The organism is Cupriavidus nantongensis (genome assembly GCF_001598055.1).
GTDB classification, from domain to species: Bacteria; Pseudomonadota; Gammaproteobacteria; order Burkholderiales; family Burkholderiaceae; genus Cupriavidus; species Cupriavidus nantongensis.
Genome location: NZ_CP014845.1, coordinates 373,385 through 396,625, shown reverse-complemented (window position 1 = coordinate 396,625; position 23,241 = coordinate 373,385). Strand labels below are relative to the sequence as shown.

Annotated in this window: 16 protein-coding genes; 7 read left to right on the top strand and 9 right to left on the bottom strand. The window is 70.0% G+C overall.

Features of this window, described 5'->3' with window-relative positions; genetic code table 11:
• The first annotated feature begins 125 nt into the window (after positions 1-125).
• Positions 126-1,517, top strand: coding sequence for a sigma 54-interacting transcriptional regulator (locus tag A2G96_RS23125; RefSeq protein WP_231909728.1), 1,392 nt, complete (start codon positions 126-128; stop codon positions 1,515-1,517).
• On the opposite strand, the gene A2G96_RS23120 is transcribed toward A2G96_RS23125, so the two are convergent.
• The 7 genes from A2G96_RS23120 to A2G96_RS23090 form a co-directional block, all read right to left on the bottom strand.
• On the bottom strand, positions 1,462-2,295 hold the full coding sequence (locus A2G96_RS23120) for an amidohydrolase family protein (RefSeq protein ID WP_062802559.1): 834 nt from the start codon (positions 2,293-2,295) through the stop codon (positions 1,462-1,464). The two genes, A2G96_RS23125 and A2G96_RS23120, sit on opposite strands and share 56 nt — an antisense overlap.
• Positions 2,292-3,104, bottom strand: coding sequence for a hypothetical protein (locus A2G96_RS23115; RefSeq protein ID WP_062802558.1), 813 nt, complete (start codon positions 3,102-3,104; stop codon positions 2,292-2,294). The genes A2G96_RS23120 and A2G96_RS23115 overlap by 4 nt, the downstream gene beginning before the upstream one ends.
• Positions 3,082-4,221, bottom strand: coding sequence for an aminotransferase class I/II-fold pyridoxal phosphate-dependent enzyme (locus A2G96_RS23110; protein ID WP_062802557.1), 1,140 nt, complete (start codon positions 4,219-4,221; stop codon positions 3,082-3,084). Before A2G96_RS23110 ends, A2G96_RS23115 begins: the two co-directional genes overlap by 23 nt.
• 60 nt (positions 4,222-4,281) lie before the next feature.
• Positions 4,282-6,357, bottom strand: coding sequence for a hypothetical protein (locus A2G96_RS23105; protein WP_062802556.1), 2,076 nt, complete (start codon positions 6,355-6,357; stop codon positions 4,282-4,284).
• 19 nt (positions 6,358-6,376) lie between these two features.
• On the bottom strand, positions 6,377-7,783 hold the full coding sequence (locus A2G96_RS23100) for a hypothetical protein (protein WP_062802555.1): 1,407 nt from the start codon (positions 7,781-7,783) through the stop codon (positions 6,377-6,379).
• Positions 7,784-7,834: 51 nt separating this feature from the next.
• Entirely contained in the window at positions 7,835-8,785 is a 951-nt protein-coding gene (locus A2G96_RS23095) for a hypothetical protein (RefSeq protein WP_062802554.1), read from the bottom strand.
• Positions 8,786-9,131: 346 nt separating this feature from the next.
• Positions 9,132-10,193, bottom strand: coding sequence for a hypothetical protein (locus A2G96_RS23090; RefSeq protein WP_231909727.1), 1,062 nt, complete (start codon positions 10,191-10,193; stop codon positions 9,132-9,134).
• On the opposite strand from A2G96_RS23090, the gene A2G96_RS34160 reads away from it, so the two are divergent.
• The 3 genes from A2G96_RS34160 to A2G96_RS23080 all read left to right on the top strand — a co-directional run bounded on the left by A2G96_RS34160 (position 10,192) and on the right by A2G96_RS23080 (position 13,051).
• The gene (locus A2G96_RS34160; protein WP_231909726.1) at positions 10,192-10,527 is read left to right on the top strand and encodes a hypothetical protein; all 336 of its coding nucleotides are present in this window, start codon (positions 10,192-10,194) and stop codon (positions 10,525-10,527) included. The two genes, A2G96_RS23090 and A2G96_RS34160, sit on opposite strands and share 2 nt — an antisense overlap.
• Positions 10,528-10,767: 240 nt before the next feature.
• Complete coding sequence (locus tag A2G96_RS23085; RefSeq protein ID WP_062802552.1) at positions 10,768-11,877, top strand: alkene reductase; 1,110 nt, start codon at positions 10,768-10,770, stop codon at positions 11,875-11,877.
• Positions 11,878-11,890: 13 nt separating this feature from the next.
• A complete protein-coding gene (locus A2G96_RS23080) occupies positions 11,891-13,051 on the top strand; it encodes an MFS transporter (protein WP_062802551.1) in 1,161 nt (386 codons plus the stop codon).
• Positions 13,052-13,461: 410 nt separating this feature from the next.
• On the opposite strand, the gene A2G96_RS23075 is transcribed toward A2G96_RS23080, so the two are convergent.
• Entirely contained in the window at positions 13,462-18,639 is a 5,178-nt protein-coding gene (locus tag A2G96_RS23075) for a trifunctional serine/threonine-protein kinase/ATP-binding protein/sensor histidine kinase (RefSeq protein WP_062802550.1), read from the bottom strand.
• Between the two features lie 38 nt (positions 18,640-18,677).
• Positions 18,678-19,337, bottom strand: a complete 660-nt coding sequence (locus A2G96_RS23070; protein ID WP_062802549.1) for a response regulator transcription factor — start codon at positions 19,335-19,337, stop codon at positions 18,678-18,680.
• A gap of 361 nt (positions 19,338-19,698) precedes the next feature.
• On the opposite strand from A2G96_RS23070, the gene A2G96_RS23065 reads away from it, so the two are divergent.
• From A2G96_RS23065 to A2G96_RS23055, 3 genes are all read left to right on the top strand, one after another.
• Positions 19,699-20,385 carry a hydrolase gene (locus tag A2G96_RS23065; RefSeq protein ID WP_062802548.1) on the top strand — a complete coding sequence of 229 codons (687 nt, stop codon included), beginning with the start codon at positions 19,699-19,701 and terminating at the stop codon, positions 20,383-20,385.
• A 52-nt stretch (positions 20,386-20,437) separates the two neighbouring features.
• The gene (locus A2G96_RS23060) at positions 20,438-21,259 is read left to right on the top strand and encodes an alpha/beta fold hydrolase (RefSeq protein WP_062802547.1); all 822 of its coding nucleotides are present in this window, start codon (positions 20,438-20,440) and stop codon (positions 21,257-21,259) included.
• A gap of 79 nt (positions 21,260-21,338) precedes the next feature.
• On the top strand, positions 21,339-23,201 hold the full coding sequence (locus tag A2G96_RS23055) for an amidohydrolase (RefSeq protein ID WP_197672316.1): 1,863 nt from the start codon (positions 21,339-21,341) through the stop codon (positions 23,199-23,201).
• Positions 23,202-23,241: the final 40 nt, after the last annotated feature.

The window sequence follows — 23,241 nt, the reverse complement described above, 5'->3', positions numbered from 1 at the left end:
GCGGCGTCACGCCGCCGACGGCCTCAGCGCTACCGACACCCGCTGCCCCCTGCCTGAACCCGGCCGGCGGCGACGCGATGCCTGGCATGTGCAGATAACTCGCCCCGCACCGCACCGCGCTGCCGATGATCTCCCTTTCGTGCGGGGGCAAGATGCGCGTAGTGCTGTATCACGACGATCGTGCCAGGCTCGAGCGCGATTTGCATGAGCATGGCCTGCCCGACCAGGTGCCGCTGGACGAGAACGCGCGCGGCATGTTGGCCGTGCTGGTGGTGGCCGACGGCAATCGCGTCACCGAGGCCGCGCAGCGCTGGCTGCGCGCCGAGCCGCGCGCCGACGCCTTTATCGCCGGATGCACCGCCGCCACCCGTTGCCATTGCATCCCGGAGGCATGGTGGCCGGCAGCGCTGTGCGACCTGGTCTGCGCACCGGACCATGGCGCGCTGCTGACAGAACTGGCCTTGCGCCTGCGCCGCCTGGCCGAGATCGAGGACGTGCTGGATGCACAGTGGCTGCGCGAGCGCGCCGTCGGCGACTCGCCGGCATGGCGCGCCACCTTGCGCGCGGTGGCGCAGGTCGGCCGCTATGGCCGCGGCACTTGCCTGCTGCTGGGCGAAAGCGGGTGCGGCAAGGAATTGCTGGCGCGGCTGATCCACGATCTGGATCCGGAGCGCCATCGCGCTCCCTTTGTCGTGGTGGATTGCACCACGCTGAGCCCGGAGCTGTCGGGCAGCGAGCTGTTTGGCCATGCCAAAGGCGCCTTCACCCACGCCGTATCGGCACGCGACGGCGCGGTGGCAATGGCGGATGGCGGCACGTTGTTCCTCGATGAAGTCGGAGAGCTGCAGCTGCCGCTGCAGGCACGGCTGCTGCGCGTGATCCAGGAACACATGTACAAGCGCGTGGGCGAGGATAGCTGGCGCAAGTCGGATTTCCGGCTGACGTGCGCGACCAACCGCGACCTGGAGGCCGAGGTGCAGGCCGGCCGGTTTCGCAGCGACCTGTACTTCCGCATTACCCAGTGGATCGTGCGCGCGCCCTCGCTGGCCGATCGCCGCGACGATATCCCGCTGCTGGTGCGGCATTTCCTCGCAGAGAGCCTGGGCAGCACCGGGCCGGGCCTGCCGCTGGTGATGCCGGAGGTCATGCATTACCTGGCGACGCGCGACTACCAGGGCAATGTGCGCGAACTGCGCAATGTGGTGTCGCGCCTGGCCGAGCGCCAGCGCGGCTTCCAGGTGATCAGCACCGGTGGGCTCGACGGCCCCTTGCCGGGGATGCGTGCCGAACTCGAGTCCGACATCGACAACCCCTGGCCGGAAGCGCTGCGGCATGCCATCGAAGGCGCGCTAGACGCCGGGCTTGGCCTGAAAAACATTGGCCAGATCGCCGAATCGATGGCGGTTCAGGTAGCCGAGAGCCGCCACGGCTGCACCAGCCGCGCGGCGGAGCTGCTGCAGGTCACGCCGCGGGCGCTGCAGTTGCGGCGGCAAGTGCGGCCCGCGCCGTCGGCGTGAAGCGCAGGCCGATGCGCGCGCTGTTTCTGATGGACGTTGGCGGCGGCAACGCTACCCGCGCCAGCAGGCGCAAGGCATTGCCACCCGCCATGCGCGCAAATGCGTCGGGCGTGGGACGCAGGGCACGCAGCTTGGCCAGTTCCAGGCCGGGGTGCAGCCATGGGCCGTCGGAACCGAACAGCAGCTTGCCGGGGCCGGCGCGCCGGAACGCTTCCTCCAGCACGTCGAAACGCCGCACGCCCGAGGTATCGGCAAACAGGTTGGGATAGCGCGCGATCAGGTCCACCACTTGCCGCTGCGCCGCCCAGTCGTCGGCAAAGCTGCCCAGGTGCGCGAACACGAACGCCACCTCGGGATGGGTCTGTGCCAGCAGGCGCAGCGCACCGGTCTCGCCGCCGGGGTCGTACAGCACCGGCAGCCGCCAGCGGCGCGCGGCATCGCAGACCTGCCGGTGGATCGGGGCGTCGTGCCGGTGCACCTTGATGCCGCGCAGGCCCAGCCGCAGCACGGCTTCGTCGATCATGCGATGCACGCGGTCGCGATCGCGTTCGGCATGGACCATGGCAAAGCCGGTAAAGCGCCCGGGATCGGCGCGTGCCAGCGCCGCCACGTCGCGGTTGCCGCGCACGTAGTCCGACTGGAACACGGGCAGCAGCACCGAATGCGCGATGCCGGCCTGGCGCGCGCGCCGAACATAGTCGGCCAGCGGCGCGGTGGTGTCCCACGGCCCCGTCATGCCGTCGCCCTGCCCGGCATGGACATGGAAATCGACGATCATCGCGACAGCTCGAAGCGCTGGCCGGGCCCGTACTGCAGGTCATTGCCGGCGCCAAGGATGCCGGCCGGGACCAGGTTGCGGATCGACAGGCCGCTGCTGCCCACGGTGACCGTGCCGCGCAGCTTGTCATTGGCCAGCGCGAAGCCCTTGTTGGCAAGCGTGCGCACGATGGCGTGCTCGACCGCCGCGCGCTCGGCGGCATTGTCCACGTTGGCGGTCCATACCGTCAGCGGCGGCGCGCACGCGCACGCGGCGCCGGCCCGTGCGCTGCCCTGGCGCGCGTGGTACCAGCCATGCACGCCCAACCGCACCGGCAGGCTGTCGCTCGTGCCGACGTAGACTGGCGTCGCACCGCGCTGGAACAGGTAGACGCCAGCGCCGCGCGTGGCGCGCGCGGCGGCGTCCAGGCTGGGCCAGCGCCGCCATTGCAGCGTCACGTTGGCGGATTTGGGCGCGGACTCGAACACCAGTCCGGCAAGCGCTGACTCGCTCTCGTACGGGCTCGCAGGCGCGTGCCACCGGTCCAGGCTGAGCCCGACCAGCGACAGGCGCCCCGCCTGCCGCCGGGCCAGCAGGCAGGCACGGCAACACGCGCCGCCGCTATCGAGCCGGCTCTCGTACCGCGCCGTGCCGCGGCGCGACGGCGTGCCGATGCGCCGTGCACGGGCCACCAGCTGGCGCAGGTCGGTCAGCAGCGCCTGCGGCGGCGTGCCGGCCGGGTAGCGGCGCACCTCCGCCAGCAGCCGCAGCAGCCGCCGCATGCGCCATGGCGCCAGTTCCAGTGTTTCACCTTCCGCAGTCTTGAACATGGAGGCTCTCCCGATAGGCCGGCGGCGCATGCCCGCGCGGCACGGCCGGCTGGCCCGCCAGCAAGGCAAGCGCCGCCAGCAGACCGTCAATCTCTTGCGGCGCGTGCGTGGCACGCACCACCACCGCCACGGCGCAGCGCCCTTCGGCCTGCCGCAGCAACGCCGTGCGGAATCCGGCGGCGCGTAGCCCCGCGTGCAGCGCGCGCGTGCGCCCGGCAGACCCCAGCCGCAATTGCTGCATGGGGTGCAATGGCACGCTGACCTGCAGGTCCGGCAAGCGGCGCTGCGCCAGCCAGCGCAAACCCCGCCGCAAGCGCCGCACCCGCTCCAGCAACGCCGCCCGCAGCGCATCGCCGTCGCGGTGATTGCGCGCCAGCGCGTTCAGCCCGGCCAGCAGCGCGGCCTGCGAGGCAGCGCTGCAATGGGCCTGGGTCGGGCCGTCGCGGGCGATCTCGCCCACCAGCGCGGCGGGGCCGCACAGCGTGGCCAGCGGCACACCGAAGGCCTTGGCCCACGATGCCAGCAGCAGCACCGGCTCGGCGGGCGCCAGGCCCGCGTAACGCAGCAGTCCGCCACCGCCGCTGCCCCAGGGACGTCCCGGCCCGGGTTGCGCGCCGGCCAGTCCCAGCAGCTGCGTGTGGTCGACCACCACCAGGCCGCCACGCTCGCGCACCAGGGCCAGATAACGGCGCAGCGCCACCGGCGCGCCTTCACGGCGCGTGCCGTCGGTCACCACCGCGGGTGGGCGCGTGCCGGTGCCCTGGCGCAAGCGCCGCGCCAGGTCGGCCAGGTCGGCATGGCGGAACAGCGTGACCGGTGCGCCGAGCCCGCGCACCCGCTCGAGCCCCCAGCGCATCACCGGATAGAGGGTGTCATCCGCCACCAGCGCATGCGTGCGGCCGAGCCGGTCGAACAGGTCGAGCGACAGATGCAGCGTCGACGGCCCGGCCAGGCCTGCCTCGCAACCCTGCAGCGCCGCCGCCTGCGCCGCCAGCTTGCCGGCCAGCGGCGACACCGCCAGCGCGGCGGGCGTGCCGGTCGTCAGCGCCGCATAGCTGCCCAGTTGCGCGGCGGGATGCGACATGCCCAGGTAGAGCGCCGACGCGAAATCGATCATGGCCGCCTGCCTCTCCTGTCGCCTGTGCTCGCTGTCCCTGCCGTTCCCGCGGGGCCGCGCTCAGGCCACCCGCGCACCGCGGTGCTCTTGCAGCCGGCGCAGCAGGTGCATGCCCGGCACCTGCACGTCGACCGGCTCGGCACCGATGTCCACGCCGGTAACGGCCCGGTACGAGTGGATATAGGTCTGGATCTCGGGGCGGAAATACGCTGCCCAGTTCGCCGCATTGGACGGATCGGTGACCGAATTCCAGTCGCTCCAGCGGATCGACGACACGATCTGTTCGCCGGTGGTGGCCAGCTGCCAGAACTGGTAGGTATTGGTATCGCCCCACCCCTGCAGCTTGCGCATGCTTTCCACCGAGTGCATCCATGGCTCCGGATACGCGATCATCGAGCGCCGCGGCAGGAACTCGCGGAACTCCGGCCGCGCCAGGATCCACTGCTGCATCATCATCTCGATGCGCGAGGTGGTCGGCAGGTCGCCAAACTGGTTATGCGCGCCCTCCGACAGGATCAGGTGCACCTCGCGCAGCGCGTTCAGCAGCGGGAAGCCGTCCGGCACCACGGTGGTATCGTCGGCCTGCCGGAAGAACGGCACGCACAGGTTCAGCAGCGTGTGGAACGCGCCCAGGAACTTGCTGCGGCTGTCGGCCGGCTGGATGCGCGGCACCGCGCGCCCGAACAGGCGGAAGCCATACTCGTGCAGGTACTCGGCCGCGCGCCGCTCGATCGGCAGGCGATGCTGCTCGTCCTGTACCCAGCCCCAGATGATGTTGCTCACCGGCCGCAGCGGATCGAGCTCGAGCTGGTTGAGCGGATCCCTGGGCCCGCCGGACAGGTTCTGGAAGCGGCGCGAGATGGCGTTCATGGTCTGCACCAGCTGCAGCTCCTCCATCCAGTAGCTCCAGATCAGTTCGATCAGCGGCGGCGCGCTCAGCTTGGCCGAGATGTCGTTGTTCCAGTGCTGCAGCCACAGGCAGCCATCGCCGCACGGGCCGTCGTCGCGCGGCACCAGTTCGCGCGAGCTCGACAGCGGCTCGGCCAGATGCCCGGCGGGATGTGTTGCGCCATGCGTGCCCGGCTGTTCCGCCGCGCCGGAACGCGCGATGGACTCGCGCATGCCATCGACGGTGCGCCCCGCATCGGTGCCCTGCAGCCCCTGCACCACGCGCTCCAGGTAGGGCAGCGTGGGCGTCGCGCCCTTGCCGAAATACTGGCCGGCGATCTCGTCCACATGCGCCGGCTCCAGGTTCAGCCCGAGCCGGTCATTGGCCAGATGGATAGCCGCGAGGTCGGTCCGCAGCAGCCTGGCGATGGTGTCGCTGTCGCGCGCGGAGGGCACCACGGCGCCCCACGTCACCACGAAGGCCTCGGTGGCCACCTTCAGCGCGCGATAGGCATCGGTGTCGGAGAACGGCAGGAAGCGGCGCCGGCTAAGTCGCGCGGCTTCGTCGTACAGCGCCGGGCCGCCGGGTGCGCCCGGGCGGGCCGGCAGCGGGCTGGTACCGAAGAACAGCAGGTCCACCTGGCGCGCGTAGTTGTCCCAGCTCAGCATTTCGGCGTTGCGCTTGATCAGCAGCCACAGCGCCCAGTCCGCCGTCAGGTCGCGCGAGGTGCGCTTGAGGCTGAATGACGGCTCACGGTAGTCCTTCACGCCCACCGGGCCGGAACGCTCGCCGATCGTGTCGAACCCCGCGGCGCTCGTATCGTCGCCTTGCGGTTCGGCGCCCTCACCGGCGTCAGGATACGGCGGCGCCTTCAGCCGGCCCCGCACGGTGACCTCGCGCCGGCCGCCCAGCTTCGCGGCAGCGTCGAACAGCAGATCGTCCGGAATACCCAGCGCCGCCAGCTTGCGCATGGTGTGCGCGACCTCGGCGAGCGCGGCGGGCAGCCCCTCTTCCCTTTGGCCCCAGGCTGGCGAGGGCCCGACGCGGATCTCCAGCCTGGCCTCCTTGCCGGGCTTGAGGCGCAGCTGCTCCATCTCGCGCGGCTCGCCTTCGCTGGCGTACACCGCCAGCTTCAGGTATTTCTGGCCTTCGGCCAGCCTGGTGAAGTCATAGTGCCAGTCACCGTCGGTATTGCCTGTCGGCACCAGCGCGTACTCCACGCGACCCGATTCCGTGTTCGTGTTCATCACGTTCTCCTTCAGCAAATCACGCGTAGGCCGCGACTGGCATGCGCAGCGGCTGCCGTCGCTGGTTGAGCGCCTCGCTCAGCTGCGCGCTGCCGGCGCTCCAGGGCAGATAGCCGGCCAATGCCCAGCGCTGCAGCAAGGCCGAGATGGTGCGCAGTTCGACGTCGGGCGCAAGCAGACCGCTGTAGCGGGCCTGCCCCAGCACCGCGAACGCCAGCGTCGGGGTATCGGCCAGGTACTGGTGCGGGCGCGACCGCACCAGGCGCCACAGCCGCAACAGGTTGGCGGGATCGCGGCCGGGCAGCCGCAGCGCCTGGCCCAGCGTGCGCCCCCCAAGCCGCGGCGCGCGCAACGCCAGCAGCCTGGCCACGAACGCCGGGATCGACTGGTCCAGCTGCGCGAACGCGCGCCGTTGCCCGGCGCTCATCTGCCAGCGCGGATAGAGCCGTTCCCACACCTGCTCGAGCGCATCCCATTGCGGGTGCGGATACAACGCCCGCCCCATCGCCACGGACAGCTTCACGCGGATCCACGGCGCCGGATGCGGATCGTCGAGGTTGATGCGCAGCACGAAGGCGCGCGGCAGGCTGACCACGCTCATCAGCCCGCAGGTGGCGGTGATGCCCACCCGCGACACCGCCCACAGGTCGGCGACGATCTCGCTGATCCAGCGCTCCCAGGCGCGCCAGACCTGCGGCGGCGCGGTCGCCGCAGGTCTGGCTGCAAGTCTCGCTGCTGGCATCGCACCGGCGCCGCCGGACACCAACCGCAGTCCCTGCTGGCCGTCGCCTGCGGCGGCACGGCGGTACGCATTGGCCAGGTCCAGCAGCGCCGCCGCCTGGTGCCCCACCTCGTGGAACAGTGACGCCGCCAGGCCGGTGCCGACCATGCGCTCGCGCGGCATGCGGATCACCGCCACCGGATTGGCGCCGCCACCAGGCAAGCGCGTGCGCGCCCGCCGGATCGCGCCGCCATGGCCGCGCTCGACATAGCAGATCACCTGCGGCAGATCGATCGCCACGCCGGGCTGCAGCAGCCCGTCGCGCGCGGCCACGTCCAGCCCCGCCAGCCAGACGCCGGTGCCATGCTGGCTGCGTTGCGTCAGCACTTCGGCAAAGATCTCGAAATGCGTCAGCGCGGCATGGAAATACAGCTTGAGCATGGCGTAGCGCCGCTGTGCGCGCGCCACCGCAGCGGGCTCCGGCCGCGCAGCCCGCAGCGCGCCGAGGAAGCGCCCGATGCGCCGGCGCAGCTGGTGCCGCGCCGCCTGCATATGGCGCTCGATGGCGCTCATGGCTTCGTCGCTGATATTGGCGGCGGGGACCATCGGCATCTGCAGCGCGTAGGGCAGCTGCGCGTCCAGGCGGGCGCGGATGCCGAGCACCTCCTGTTCCAGCAACCGCAGGGCGTTGGCGCAAGCGTTCATGACGGCGGCCTCGGAGTGGAATCGCGAATGTCGAAAGCAGACGGGGGCGGTTCAGAACATCGGCCGTGGCGGTGCCAGGTACAGGATCAGCGCGCGCCCGTTGCGCGAGCGCCGCCATTGCCCGCCCAGCGGCAGCGCCGCCGGGCCCACGCCGCCTTGCGCAGCCAGCCCGTTGCCGCACGACGGGCACGGCGCCGTACCACCGTTGGCATAGCCCGCATACGGAGCGCGCACCGCCGCGGCAAGGCTGGCCACCGGCTGCGCCCCGGCAGTGCCGCTGGCCGCCGGCCCGAAGATCGGCGCCGTGCCCATCTGCCGCGCCGCCGCCACGCCGTTCTGCGAAATCGTGCGCATGGCGGGCAGCAGGCCCGGCGCCACCTGGCGCGCAGCCTGCAGGAATGCCGCGCGCGCGGCGCGCGACGGCGGCACGTTGCGCGGCATGGTCAGCAGGTTGCGGGTTGCCTGCTGGCCGATGCGGACCACGCGGCGCGCCACCTCGAATTCGCGGTCCTCGTTGCTCAGGCCCTCGAGCTCAAGGCCGAGCGCGCTGCCGGCCATGCTGGCCAGCTTGCCGCCGATCGCACCGCCCGCGCCGGGCACCACCAGGTTGCCGAGCGCGCTGCCCACCACCGGCAGCGCCGCCTTGGCCGCCGAGCGCAGGATGCCGCCCAGCGCCTTGCCCGCCGACGACCTGGCAAAGCTGCTGGCGGCGCGTCCTACCGAGCGCACCAGGCCGCCCAGGAACTGCTCCATTTCCTGTTCGCTGTTGACAGCCAGCAGCTCCGCCGCCAGTTCCATCTCCTGCATCTCGCCGGAGACCTCTTGCTCGAACTCGTTCTCGAATTCCCCCTCGCCCTCGAATTCGCCTTCGAACTCAGTCGCCATGCCGCCGAGTTCCTGGCCCAGCTCGCCCGCCTCCATCAGCTCCGAGGCCAGCTCCTGTTCGAGCTCGTTGTAGCCGGTGCCCCAACCGCCCGGCCTGGAAGTCCCGATATCGTGCATTTGCAGCTCCTTTCAGGTTAGGTTTGGCGAGCCGCAGCGGAACTCGCGTGCCCAGCTTGTGCACGCGGCGTGCCAGCCCGCACAGAACGTCTAAGTCCCTGAAAAGGCAAGATATTGGGAACGTCCCCGGCGGCCGGCGGCGAACCGCGCTTCGCGCGGGGCCGGCCTGGGGTGCGGGATCAGGCGAAGCATGCTTCGCTGCCCGGGCGCAGCCTGGAATGCAGGATCGGCGCGATCCTCCCGTCCGGCGCGGCGTGGCCTGCCCACGCCTTCACCGGCTTCACGCCGCCTGCTATCTGCGCAGAAGATGGCGGCGGGAGACCATGCCCCCCGCCGCCGGTTCCGCCTACTTGATGCAGGCGAGGTTCACGGCAAGGCCACCCCAGTCGGTAGCCTGGTTGTTGTCGACCTGTACCTGCAGCTTGTCGCCATGCGTAACCGTCCCGGCCAGCGCCTCCTTGCTGCAGTTCTGCAGGCCATTGGTGATCTTGCAGCTCAGGTTGCTGACCTGTGCGAGCACGACTGAAGCCCCGGAACCGGTCACCTTGTGCACCGAGATATCGAGCGTGCCCTGCACCTTGCCCAGCGTGCTCGCCGTAAGCGTGACGCGCGTGCAATCGTAGGGGATCACGACCCCGAAGTCCGACGGCAACGGCACCGACCCGCCGGCGCCGGTCATCGCATAGCGGCCGCGGCTGAGCGTATCCGGCACGTTGAAGTTGCCGTTGTAGACGGTGCCGTTTGCCATGGTCACACCCGTGGTCGGCCACTTGCCGCCCTGCTTGGGCCCGTACATCGTCCACGTGGTGGTATCGAAATAGAAGTCGCCGTCCACGCCGATGTCGTCGGTCGGTGCGCCGCTGCCGTACAGGACATGGCCGCCATTGCCAATCGGGGTGCCACCGGTGCCACCGGTGCCACCCGTGCCACCGCTGCCGCCTGGCTGGCTGACCAGCGAGACGCCGGCCGGCCAGACACCGTCAGCCTTTGGCCCGTACAACGTCCAGGTGCTGGTGTCGAGGTAGTAGTCGCCGTTGTTGCCGAGGCTGTTCGCCGGCGCGCCGGTTCCCGACAGCACCGTGCCGCCGCTGGGTGGCGGCGTGCCGGTGGCGCTGCCGAGCGGCACACCCGCCGGCCACGTGCCGTTGGCCTTGGGGCCGAACAGCGTCGAGGTCGAGGTGTTGATGTAGTAATCGCCGTTGTTGCCGACGCTGTCCGTCGGATCGACCGAGCCGGACAGGATGGTGCTTCCCGCCGCACCGGTATTGCCGCCGGGACCCGCCAACGAAACCCCGGCGGGCCACACGCCATTGGCCTTGGGCCCGAACATCATCCACGTCACGGTGTTCAGGTAATAGTCGCCGTCCTTGCCGATCTCGGGCCCGGGATCGGTGGTGCCGGACAGCATGGCACTGGTGGTCGCCGCGGCCGGAGCGGGCGTAGTCGGCGTGGTGGTTGTGCCTGGCGAAGTACCAGTGGACGTGCCGGGCGACGTGCCGGTCGAAGTGCCCGGGCTGGCGGCGGCGCTGGTAGACGGGGAGTCGCCCCCTCCGCCACCGCCGCAGCCGGCAAGCGTGATGACAAGGCAGGCGAATGGCACGGCGGCCATTCTGATGTGGGCGTTTTTCATGGGCTCCCCTTGCTCGGACTCTGCGGTCGTAAAGGTCGACGGCTGCGAAGGCGCCATCGATGAACCCAATCTAGGTGGCGGGAATGGAATGGAAAATCGGCTCGAAGGATGACCGAGGTATGTGTCCGGGATGAAACGCTGGCGGCGATGCGCGCGGGCGCGCCGGTGCAGGCCTTGCCCTCCCCGGCGCATTCGGACGGGGTCCTATTCTTGAAACTGACTCAAAAGTATTTGACCGATACAAGGCTTACTCAACAAATATAAACCGCGCAAACTTCGGTCCATCGAAGCACGCCTGCACCCTGCGGCCACGCTGCCGACGGCGGTGCCCTTCCTGATCGAGGTTCTCCAAATGAGTCTACTGTTCAAGCCCTTCACCCTGGTCGAGCGCCAGCTCGCCAACCGGATCGCCATGGCACCGCTGACCCGTTCCCGCAATCCGGACGGGGTGCCCAACGACCTCAACGCGCTCTATTACAGCCAGCGCGCCGACGCCGGACTGATCGTGACCGAAGGCACGGTGATCTCTCCCAGCGCGCAGGGCTTCCTGTTCAACCCAGGCCTTTACACGCCGCAACAGGTGGAAGGCTGGCGCAAGGTCACGGACGCCGTCCATGCCAAGGGCGGCACCATCTTCACGCAGCTCTGGCATGTCGGCCGTGTGAGCCATGTGTCGATCCAGCCCGGCGGCATCCAGCCGGTCAGTGCCACCGGCCAGGTCGCGAAAGACACCAAGGCGTGGGGCTATACCGCCGACGGCACGCCCGGTGCGGTCGATGCCTCCGTGCCGCGCGCACTGACGACCGGCGAGGTCTATGGCGTGATCGCCGATTTTGCCGAAGCGGCCGCCAATGCGGTCGAGGCCGGTTTCGATGGCGTCGAGCTGCACGGCGCCAATGGCTACCTGATCGAGCAGTTCCTGAACCCGACCGTAAACGACCGCACCGATGAATTCCGCGGCGACACGCTGGCAAGCCGCACCCGTTTCGCCCTGGCCGCCATCGACGCGGTGGCAGCGCGCATCGGTGCACATCGCACCGCCATCCGGCTGTCTCCCTATGGCGGCCTCGGCGACATGGGCCACTACGCCGAGCTCGAGGAGACCTACCTCCATCTCGCCGATGAGCTGTCGGGACGCAAGATTGCGTACGTGCACCTGATGGACCAGAGCACGCGCGGCAGCTCGGCCATGCCGGATGATTTCCTCGCCAAATTCCGCGACCGCTTCAAGGGCGTGCTGATCCTTGCCGGAGGCATGACGCGCGCGCGCGCCGAGGCCTTGATCGCCGCCGACCGCATCGACATGGCGGCATTCGGCGAGCCGTTCATTGCCAACCCCGACCTCGTCGCACGGCTGCAGAACGACTGGCCCCTGGCGGCGTCGAACCGCGCGCTCCACTACGGCGGCGGTGCCGAGGGCTACACCGACTATCCCGCCTACGACGGCCGGGCCGCGGCCTGAGCGGGTTGCCACGATGAAATCGAATACCGCACTGCTTGCGCTGGCCATCGGTGCCTTCGGCATCGGCACCACCGAGTTCGCGCCAATGGGCTTGCTCCCCGTGATTGCCGAAGGCGTCGACGTCAGCATCCCCACGGCGGGGATGCTGATCACCGCGTATGCGATCGGCGTGATGGTCGGCGCGCCGGTGATGACCCTGTTGTTCAGCCGCTTCGGCAAGCGCGCCGCACTGATGGCGCTGATGGCGATCTTCACCATCGGCAACCTGCTGTCGGCGCTTGCCCCGGGATACGCGACGCTGCTTGCGGCGCGCCTGGTCACCAGCCTGAACCACGGCGCCTTCTTCGGCCTCGGTGCCGTGGTGGCGGCAAGCGTGGTGCCGAAGGAAAAGCAGGCCAGCGCCGTGGCCACCATGTTCATGGGCCTGACCATCGCCAACATCGGCGGCGTGCCGGCGGCAACCTGGATCGGCCAGCAGGTCGGCTGGCGCCTGGCGTTCGCCGGCACCGCCGTGCTCGGTCTGGTTGCCATCGTCGCGCTCTGGCTGGCGCTGCCGCAAGGCGACCGCGGCACCCCGCCGGATGTGCGCCGGGAACTGGCCGTGCTCACCCGCCCCAATGTGTTGCTGGCGCTGGCGACGACGGTGCTGGGCGCGGGCGCGATGTTTACGCTCTACACCTACATCGCGCCGGTGCTGGCCGAGCTCACTGGCGCTTCCGGCAGCTTTGTCACGTTCGCGCTGGTGCTGATCGGGGTTGGCTTCACCATCGGCAACCACGTGGGCGGGCGGCTTGCGGACTGGTCGCTCGATGGCGCGACCAGGATCGTGCTGTCGGCGCTGGCCGTCATCATGCTGGCGCTGCCCTTCGCCCTCGCCCACCACGTCACCGCGGCGCTCGGGCTTTTGCTGTGGGGCGCAGCGACCTTCGCCGTGGTGCCGCCGGTGCAGATGCGGGTGATGGAAGCGGCGGCGGAAGCGCCGGGATTGGCCTCGTCGATCAACGTCGGCGCCTTCAACCTGGGCAACGCCCTCGGTGCCGCGCTGGGAGGCGCTGTCATCAGCCTGGGGCTCGGCTATCGCGCCGTGCCGGTCGCCGGCGGCCTGCTGGCCACGGCCGGATTGCTGGTGGTGTGGCGTGGCCGGGCAGGCCGGCGTGCTCTTGCTGCTTCGTAAAAATTGCACGCCGCTGACCGAGCTGGCGCTGTGGAAGCTGACGGGCGGCCCGCGGGCCCAGGCCTTCGATGGCTTCGGCTCCGCAAGCACCAGGGGCCTGTCAGCCCAGGCGCTGGCCGAAGCGGAGAGCGCCGTGCTGGCGGCGCTGGCCGCGGGGGCCGGGGTCGATGTCGATCCCGCCGCGATCCCGCGGGCTGGCACGACACCCCGCTGCAGGCCGGCAAGGCCGGCGATGCCCACGATGCCGCGCTGGAAGCGCTGCGCGAAGCCATCGCCGACCAGGCCTCGATGGATGTCATGGGCGAGATGGTGGTGCACGGACTGTGCGTGGCGGACGGGAACTGCGGGTGATGCAGGGGATGCGGGACGCGTGAGAACCACCGTCCCGCAGCGCCGCGGTGGGGGTTCTTTCAGGGTTTCGCCGCGGGCAACATCTCGCATACCGGCAGCCGGAACATGAATTCGCTGCCGCCGCTGCGCCGGTTGCGCACTTCCAGCGTGCCGCCGTGCGCCTCGATGATGGAGCGGCAGATGGCCAGGCCCATGCCCATGCCGTCTTCCTTGGTGGTGAAGAACGGCTCGAACACCTGACCCAGCACGTCGTCGGGGATGCCTGCGCCGTGGTCCTGCACGCTGACGACGACGTTGTCCTGCTCGCGGTACGAGGTCACGATCAGCTCGCGCTGCGCGGGCGGGGTCTGCGCCATGGCGTCGAGCGCGTTGGTGATCAGGTTCAGCACCACCTGCTGCAGCTGGACCCGATCGGCTTCGACCACGGCGGCGCCCGCCGCCAGCCGTGCAACGACCCGGACCTCGCGCGCGTCGATATCCAGGCGCGCCATCTCCAGCACCTCGCGCAGGACATCGTCGGGATGCAGCGGCGCCAGCACCGCCGGCGCCTGCCTGGCCAGCGCGCGCAGCGCACGGATGATATCGGCGGCGCGCAGCGCGTACTGCTTGATGTCGGCGAAGCCGTCGAGCGCCTCGGCCACCTCCGGCCGAGGCCGGTTCAGCCAGCGCAGGCTGGCGTCGACGGTGGCGACGATGGCGGTCAGCGGCTGGTTCACTTCATGCGCGATCGAGGCGGCCAGGCCGCCCATCACGGTCAGGTGCGAGGTGCGCGCCAGTGCCGAGCTGGCGCTGCGCAGCCGCATTTCGGCGGCGACGCGGCGGTTGCTTTCGTCGATCAGTTGCTGGTACAGGCGCGCGGTCTCGAGCGAGATCGCCACCTGCGGCGCCAGCACCTCGAGCTCGGCGATACGGGTGGCGTCGAACACCGCCGGCGCCAGGCTGTTCTCCAGGTAGAACACGCCCACCAGGCTGCCGCCGCGCAGCAGCGGCAGGCACAGCACCGAGCGCAGGCCGCCGGCAATCGCGCCCCGGGTGCGGATCGACGGCGCGTCGACCATGGCATCGTCCAGCGCCAGCGTCTGCCGGGTGCGCAGCACGCTGTTGAGCACCGCCAGCGGCAGCGCCTGCTCGGTCGGCGCCGCGCTGCCCAGCGTCACCGCCACCTTGCCGTCGAGCACGCGTGCCGAGGCCTCGATCATGGGCTGCTCGCCGCGCATCAGCAGCAGCAAGCCGTACTGCGCGCCGGCATGGACCACCACATGTGTCATCAGCGTCTCGATCAGCCGGTCCATCACGATCTCGCTGGACAACGCCCTGGCCGCCTTCATGCCCAACTCCCAGCGCTGCGCGCTGAGCTTGACGTCCGCGCCGCCATGGTCGTGCCCCGCCGCGTCGCGTTGCGGATGGCGCGCCTCCAGCAGCATCGCCTTGTGGTCGGCGCCCCAGCGCCGGTAGCCGGCATGGGCCAGGCGCCAGTGCTGCGCGGCCGCGGTCGGCAGGCCACGCGCCTCGCACAGCATGCCGGCGAGCTCGTGCGCGAGCGCCGCCTCATGAACGAATCCGGCTGCGGCGGCATCCGCCGCCGCCTGCTCGTAGCCGGCCAGCGCCTGCAGCGGATCGCCGCGCATGCGCGCCAGCTCGGCATCGACCAGCGCCAGCTTGCCGCGGAAGGTCAGCGGGTTCAGCGCCGCCCAGCGGGCAAAGCAGTCGCGATGCGCAGCCACCTCGGCCATGACACTGTCCGGCGCCGCGCCGGCAGTCGCGTGCGACAGCGCCAGGGCCAGATACAGCCGGCAATCCGCGACGTTGATATGGGCCGGCGCCGACCAGATCAGCGCCTGCGCCTCGCGCAGGCTGCGCACCGCGTGGTCCCATTCCTGCCGGAACACCGCCGCCATGCCGTCGTAGAGCCAGACCCAGAACCGGGTCGGCAGCGAGTTGGCACGAGCCAGCCGCTGCGCCGCGCTCATCTGGTGCGCGGCCTCGCCCTGCGGGGCGGCTTCGTCGCCGCTGCGCAGCCGGTGCAGGAAATGGTGCTGCGAATACAGGATCAGCTCGATATCCCGGTACTGCACCAGCCGCGTCAGCGCCAGTCCGCGGCCGATCTCTTCCTCCACCAGGCGCAGGTGCTCGCCCATGGCGAGCAGGTCGGACGCGATATGGTTGCAGGCATAGCACGCCATGCCGATATCGCCGGACGCGCGCCCCAGCGTGACCGCGCGCTGCGCCTGCGCCAGCGCGTACGACAGCGGCCGGGTCCAGGCGCTGACCTGGTCGAGCGCCACCAGCGTGGCGATGCGCTCGGCCTCGTAGCCATGGCGGTCGGCCAGGTCCATCGCCGCCAGCCCGTAGGCCAGGCCGTCCTCGTATTCCTCGTACAGGCTCGCGATAAACACGCCGAACCACGACAGCCCGTACGGCGATTCCGCGGTGGCGCCGTGCTCCAGCGTCAGCTCCACCATCTTGGCCACGTGCAGGAAGCTGATGCCGTCGCGCACGAACAGCGACGAGATCAGCGTCGACAGCAGCCCCATGATGGTCTGGATGCGGCTGTCCTCGGTGGCGGGCAACCGGCCCAGGCTGTCGATGGAGCGCCCGCCCAGCGCCCGCTTCACCGCGTCGTAGGCCGCGCGCATGTGCGCCGGGCTGGGACCGCGCTCCAGGTGGATATCGAGCAACGCCAGCCCCGACAGCGCGGCGTTGATCGCGCCCTCGTAGTCGGAGCGCACGGTCTGCAGGCTGGCCTTGAGCCGGTGCACGGCGGCCTTGTCCACCGGCGGCAGCTCGCGCGCGAGCAGCGCGTCGATCTCCTGCGAGGCCGGCTCCAGCCGCGCCTGCGCCAGCAGGCATTCGCAGTGCAGCACGCTGGCGGCATAGGCCAGCGCGCAGTGCGTGGTCCACCATGACGGCTGCATCAGCGCGAACGCCGCGTCGGTATAGCGCGTCGCCTGCGCCATCGCCGCGCTGCGCCGGGCGCGCCTGGCGGCCACCAGCAGCACCTGCACGAAGGCCACGCGTTGCGGCTCCGGCAGCGGCTGGCCGGCGGCGCGCTCGATCTGGCTGCCGACCTCGAAGGCATGCGCGGCCAGCGCGCCCTGCCAGTGCTCGATCATGATGCCCGCGATGCGCGCATGCGCGGCCGGGCGCTCGCGCGGCGCGATCATGGCGTACGCGGCTTCGAGCACGCGGTCATGCTGGAACGCATAGCCGTCTTCGGTCCGTACCAGCAGGCCGGCATCGACGAAGGGGCGCAGCCGCTCGTCGAGCTGCGCCGCATCGAGTTGCGCCACGCACGCAAGCAGGCTCCGCTCGCAGCGTATGCCCACGCAGGCCAGCTGCCTGAGCAGTTCCGTACCCGCTTCCGGCAGGCGCGCGAAGCGCCGGGTCATCAGGTCGGTCACGCTGTCGGTGTAGCGATGCTGCGCGGCATCGGCCTCGTCCCAGTGCCAGCCGGCGCGCTGGTCGCGGTAGGCCTCGCGGTAGGCCAGCACGCCGTCGTCGACCAGCGCGCGCAACAGCTGGTACGAGAAGAACGGATTGCCGCCGGTCTTGGCATGCACCAGCTGCGCCAGCGCTTCGACGCGCGGCGCCGGCTCGTTGAGGGCGGCCGCTACCAGCTCGGTCAGTTCCCACACGGCCAGGGGCCGCACGGCGATGCGCGTGACCGGCAGCGCGCCGGCGCGGCTGGCGTGCAGCAGCCACGAGAAGCGCTGCTCGACCTCATTGCCGTGGTCGCGGTAGGCGGCGATCAGCAGCAGGTTGCCCGGGCGCTGCGTGGTGAAGGCCTCGAGCAGCGCGATGGTCGACGCATCGGCCCATTGCAGGTCATCGAAGCACAGCACCAGCGGCGCGCCCTGGTCGGCAAAGGTGGCAAAGGTGGCAAGGATGGCCTGCTGCGCGCGCGCCTGCGCCTGCTGGGCCGGCACTTCGGCCAGCGGCGCGGTGCGTCCCAGCACCTGCTCCACCTCGGGCACCAGCACGGCAATGGCCCGGCCCTGCCCCGCGAGCGCATTCAGCCAGCGCTCGCGCACCGGCGCCAGCGCGGCTTCCGGCTCGCCCAGCAGCGGCAGCGTCAGCGCACGGATCATCTGCGCCACCGGCGCGTACGGAATGTCTAGCTGCAACTGGTCGCTCTTGCCGCTGGCAAAGCGCATGCCGTACTGCCCCGCCTGGCACGACAGCCACGCCGCCAGCGCCGACTTGCCGGTGCCGGCGGCGCCGGCGATCAGCACCAGCTCGGACTGGCCGCTGTGGCGCACGCGCGCCAGCGCATCGGCAAGCTGCGCGGTTTCGCGCGCGCGGCCAAAGAGCTCGCCGGACACGTTCAGCGTCGGGGTCGCGCCCGCGGCATCGAGCCTGAACGGCGCGATCTCGCCGCGTTCGCGCCAGTCGGCCTGGCAGCGCAGCAGGTCCGCGAGCAGCGACATGGCGCCGGCATAGCGCTCAGCCGGGTCCTTGACCAGCAGCCGGAGCACGATCGCCCCCAGCAATGGCGCGATGCCGGTTGCGCGCACATGCGGCGGCACGGGTTCGACGGCGAGATGGGCGTGCTGCCACGCCGCGGGTGACTCGGCAGTGAACGGCAGCGTGCCGGTCAGCATCCGGTAGCAGGTGACGCCGAACGAATACAGGTCCGAGCGGGCGCTTATGCGCGCCTGGTCGGCGCGGGCGACTTCGGGCGCCTGGTATGGCCACGATGCGGGGCCGGGGCGCGGCACGACGGGCGGCATGGCGTCCAGCGCAGTGGCATGGTCGAAGCCGGTCAGGCGCACGCCGGCGCTGGCGTCGGAGCTGTCGTCGACGAGCAGGTTGTCCGGCCTGATATCGCCATGCAGCAGGCCATGCGCATGCGCGTCCGCGAGCGCGCGCGCGCCGCCGATGGCAAGCTCGAGGAAGCGGCCGACGGGGAGCCCGGCATCGTCAAGCGTCGCGGCGAGGGTCGATGCGGGCGCGCCGCCATACACCACCACCATCCGTTCCGCGCTGCGCAGCGTGGCCACCGGCACCGCGGCCCAGTCCGCCTGCAAGCGCGCGGCCAGCCGGGCTTCGTCCTGCAGTGGCCCGCTGTGGGCCAGCGGCGCACTCCTGGCGAAGCAGCGCAGCCCGGAGTCCGGGTCCGACAGTTGCAGGTAAGTGATGCCGTCCGACACGTGCAGCACGGTCTGCGCGGCCCGCGCCAGCCAGGCCTCGTCAAAGGCCGGTGCGGGGCTTCGCGGCGAGGGAATGCCAGACGTCATGGGGTAGGAATGATGGCGGGCTCGGCGCCACGGCGCACTCAGCCGCCGACCTTGCACAGGCCCAGGTGCTGCGCCATCAGCACCAGCTCGGCAAAGGTGCGCGCCTTCATCTTGCGCATGGCCTGGCCGCGGTGGATTTTCACCGTCACCTCGCTGATGCCGATCTGTGCGGCGATCTGCTTGTTGAGCAGCCCGGCCACGGCCAGGCCCATGACCTCGCCTTCGCGCGGCGTCAGCGACTGGTAGCTGGCGCGCAACGACTCGAGCTGGCGCAGTCCCTGGTGCCGCAGCCGGTCTTTTTCCAGCGCCGCGGCGACCGCGTCGAGCAGGTCCTGGTCGCGGAACGGCTTGGGCATGAAGTCTTCGGCGCCGGCCTTCATCGCCGCGACCGTCATGGCGATATCGCCATAGCCGGTCATGAAGATGATGGGGATATGGACGCCCAGCTGGCCCAGCCGCGCCTGCAGGTCGAGCCCGCTCTGCCCGCGCAGCCTGACATCGAGCAGCAGGCAGCATGGCGTATCGGGCAAGGGCGTTGCCAGCAGTTCGGCGGCCGAGGCGAACAGCGCCACGTTCAGCCCGACCGAGCGGAACAGGTTGCCCAGCGCCCGGCGCAGCGCGGCATCGTCGTCGACCACCAGCACCGTCGCGTCATCGTTCGCACTGGTGTCGGCTGGCTCCAGGCTCGGTGATGTCACGGTCAGATCTCCAGTGCGCTCGGAAAGGTGTTGCGGATTATAACCAGCGGGCATGTCATCGCAAGGACCGGCATGGGGTCACGGCAGTGACGCACCGGGCACCCATACCATGGTGTTAGTCGCGGGCGGGTGCGGTGATGGCGCGTACGCCGTGCACGGCGCACCACGCCGGGGCATCGGCGCGGCCGCCGGGTAATACGAACATCCGATTTGCGTTGGCGCCCACACCGACTAGTCTTCCCTGCGGCAGCGCTGCGCTCACGCAACCCCGCCGCCCTGCTCCGCCCCCCTCCCGCGTTGCGGCCTTGCGTTGAAGCAAGGACCGCACCCGGGCTCAACCCTGTTCCCAAGGAACGACACCATGTCCAACCCGAAGCTCGAAGTCCTCACCCCGCAGAACAGCCAGCTGATCATCATCGACCATCAGCCGCAGATGGCCTTCGGCGTGCAGTCGATGGACCGGCAGGCCATGAAGAACAACGTGGTCGGCCTGGCCAAGGCGGCCAGGATCTTCAATATCCCGACGACCATCACCACCGTCGAGAGCGAGTCGTTCTCGGGCTTTACCTATCCGGAACTGCTGGACGTGTTCCCGGAGCAGAAGACCCTGGAGCGCACCTCGATGAATTCGTGGGACGACCAGAAAGTGCGCGACGCGCTCAAGGCCAACGGCCGCAACAAGGTGATCGTCGCCGGCCTGTGGACCGAGGTCTGCAACACCACCTTCGCGCTGTGCGCGATGCTGGAAGGCAACTACGAGATCTACATGGTGGCCGATGCCTCCGGCGGCACCAGCAAGGAAGCGCACGACTACGCCATGCAGCGCATGGTGCAGGCCGGCGCCGTGCCGGTGACCTGGCAGCAGGTGCTGCTGGAATGGCAGCGCGACTGGGCCCACCGCGACACTTATGACGCGGTGATGAAGCTGGTCAAGGAGCATTCCGGTGCCTACGGCATGGGCGTCGACTACGCTTACACCATGGTCCACAAGGCGCCGCAACGCACCGCCACGCCGCACGAGTCGATCGCGCCGGTGCCGGCCCGCTAAGCCTGGCGATCTCGCCGCCTCCTGTCGTCCTTCTCCATCGCAAAGGTGAACCATGAGCTTTATTGCTAGCAAAGACGGTACCCGGATCTTCTACAAGGACTGGGGCTCGGGCCGCCCGGTCGTGTTCTCGCACGGCTGGCCGCTCAATGCCGACGCCTGGGATGCGCAGATGCTGTTCCTGGTGCAGCAGGGCTTCCGCGTGATCGCCCATGACCGCCGCGGCCACGGCCGCTCGGACCAGCCCGCGCACGGCAACGACATGGACACCTATGCCGACGACCTGGCGGCGCTGCTGGACGCGCTGGACCTGCAGGATGCGACGCTGGTGGGCCACTCCACCGGCGGCGGCGAGGTCGCGCACTACATCGGCCGCCACGGCACCAGGCGCGTGGCCAGGGCCGTGCTGATCGGCGCGGTGCCGCCGGTGATGCTGAAGACCACGGCCTACCCCAACGGCCTGCCGATGGCGGTGTTCGACGGCATCCGCAAGGGCGTCGCCGACAACCGCTCGCAGTTCTACCGGGACCTGGCGGTGCCGTTCTTCGGCTTCAACCGCGACGGCGCCAAGGTCTCGCAGGGCACCATCGATGCGTTCTGGGCGCAGGGCATGGCCGGCGGCATCGTCGGCCAGTACGCCTGCATCCGCGAGTTCTCGGAGGTGGACTACACCGAGGACCTGAAGAAGATCGACGTGCCGACGCTGATCCTGCATGGCGACGACGACCAGATCGTGCCGATCGGCAATTCGGCGCGCCTGTCGGCCGAGATCGTCAAGGACGCCACGCTGAAGGTCTACCCGGGCGCTTCGCACGGCATGTGCGTGATCAACGCCGACCAGGTCAATGCCGACCTGCTGGCCTTCCTGAACGCCTGAGATTATGTCAGTCACCCGCCGGCAATTCATCGCCTCCGCCGCCGCGCTCGGCGCGAGCGCCTCCTCGGAGATCTTCGCCATGTCACCAGGCACCCCCGACCTCATCCTCGTCAACGGCAAGTTCGCCACGCTCGACAAGTCCAATCCGCAGGCCGATGCCGTGGCCGTGCGTGACGGCCGCTTTGTCGGCGTGGGTACGCGCCAGGACATCATGAAGCTGGCCGGGGCGCAGACCAAGGTCATCGACCTGAATGGCCGGCGGGCCATTCCCGGGCTGATCGACAGCCATATGCATATCATCCGCGGCGGCCTGAACTACAACATGGAGCTGCGCTGGGACGGCGTGCGCTCGCTGGCCGATGCGATGCGGATGCTGAAGGATCAGGTGGCGCGCACCCCCGCGCCGCAATGGGTGCGCGTGGTAGGCGGCTTCACCGAGCACCAGTTCGCCGAGAAGCGCCTGCCGACCATCGAGGAACTGAACGCCGTGGCGCCCGACACGCCGGTGTTCATCCTGCACCTGTACGACCGCGCCATCCTGAACGGCGCCGCGCTGCGCGCGGTGGGCTACACCAGGGACACGCCGAATCCGCCGGGCGGCGAGATCGTGCGCGATGCGCGCGGCAATCCCACCGGCCTGCTGCTGGCCAAGCCCAACGCGACCATCCTGTACGCGACGCTGGCCAAGGGCCCGAAGCTACCGCCGGAGTACCAGAAGAATTCGACCCGCCATTTCATGCGCGAGGTGAACCGGCTGGGCGTCACCGGCGTGATCGATGCGGGCGGCGGCTACCAGAACTATCCCGAGGACTACAGCATCATCGAGGAACTGCACAAGGAAGGCCAGCTGACGGTGCGGCTCGCCTACAACCTGTTTACGCAGAAGCCCAAGGAAGAGCTCAACGACTTCAAGACCTGGACCGCGAAGGTCCGGCCGGGCCAGGGCGACGACCTCTACCGCCACAACGGCGCCGGCGAGATGCTGGTCTACACCGCGGCCGACTTCGAGGACTTCCGCGTCGAGCGCCCCGAGATGGCGCCGTCGATGGAAGCCGACCTGGAGCCGGTGATCCGCCTGCTGGCGGAAAAGCGCTGGCCGTGGCGGCTGCATGCCACCTATGACCAGACCATCTCGCGCGCGCTCGACGTCTACGAGAAGGTCGCCAAGGACATTCCGTTCGATGGCCTGAACTGGTTCTTCGACCACGCCGAGACCATCTCCGACCGCAATATCGACCGCATTGCCGCGCTCGGCGGTGGCATTGCCGTGCAGCACCGCATGGCGTACCAGGGCGAGTATTTCGTCGAGCGCTACGGCGCGCGCGCGGCCGAAGCGACGCCGCCGGTGAAGAAGATGCTGGAGAAAGGCGTCAAGGTCGGCGCCGGCACCGATGCCACGCGCGTGGCCTCGTACAACCCGTGGGTGTCGCTGTACTGGCTGACCACCGGCAAGACCGTGGGCGGCATGCCGATGTACCCGCAGGCCAACTTGCTCGACCGCGAGACCGCGCTGCGGCTGTGGACCGAGGCCAATACCTGGTTCTCGTCCGAAGTCGGCAAGAAGGGGCAGATCAAGGTGGGCCAGTTGGCCGACCTGGCGGTGCTGTCGGCGGATTACTTCAGCGTGCCGGGCGAAGAGATCCAGGACATCGCCTCGGTGCTGACCGTCCTTGGCGGCAAGGTGGTCTATGCCGACGGCGACTTCAGCAAGCTGTCGCCGCAGATCCCGCCGCCGATGCCGGACTGGTCGCCGGTGCGGCATGTGGGCGGCTACCAGCCGCGGCCGCAGGCACGCAAGCTGGCGATGAACACCGCGTGCGGCTGCGCCAGCAGCTGCGGCGTGCACGGCCATGCGCATGCCAGGGCCTGGACTTCCAGCGTGCCGACCTCGGACGAAAGCACCTTCTGGGGCGCGCTCGGCTGCTCGTGCTGGGCGTTCTGATCCCGGACACCACCCACACTCACCACGCCCCCACCCGGAG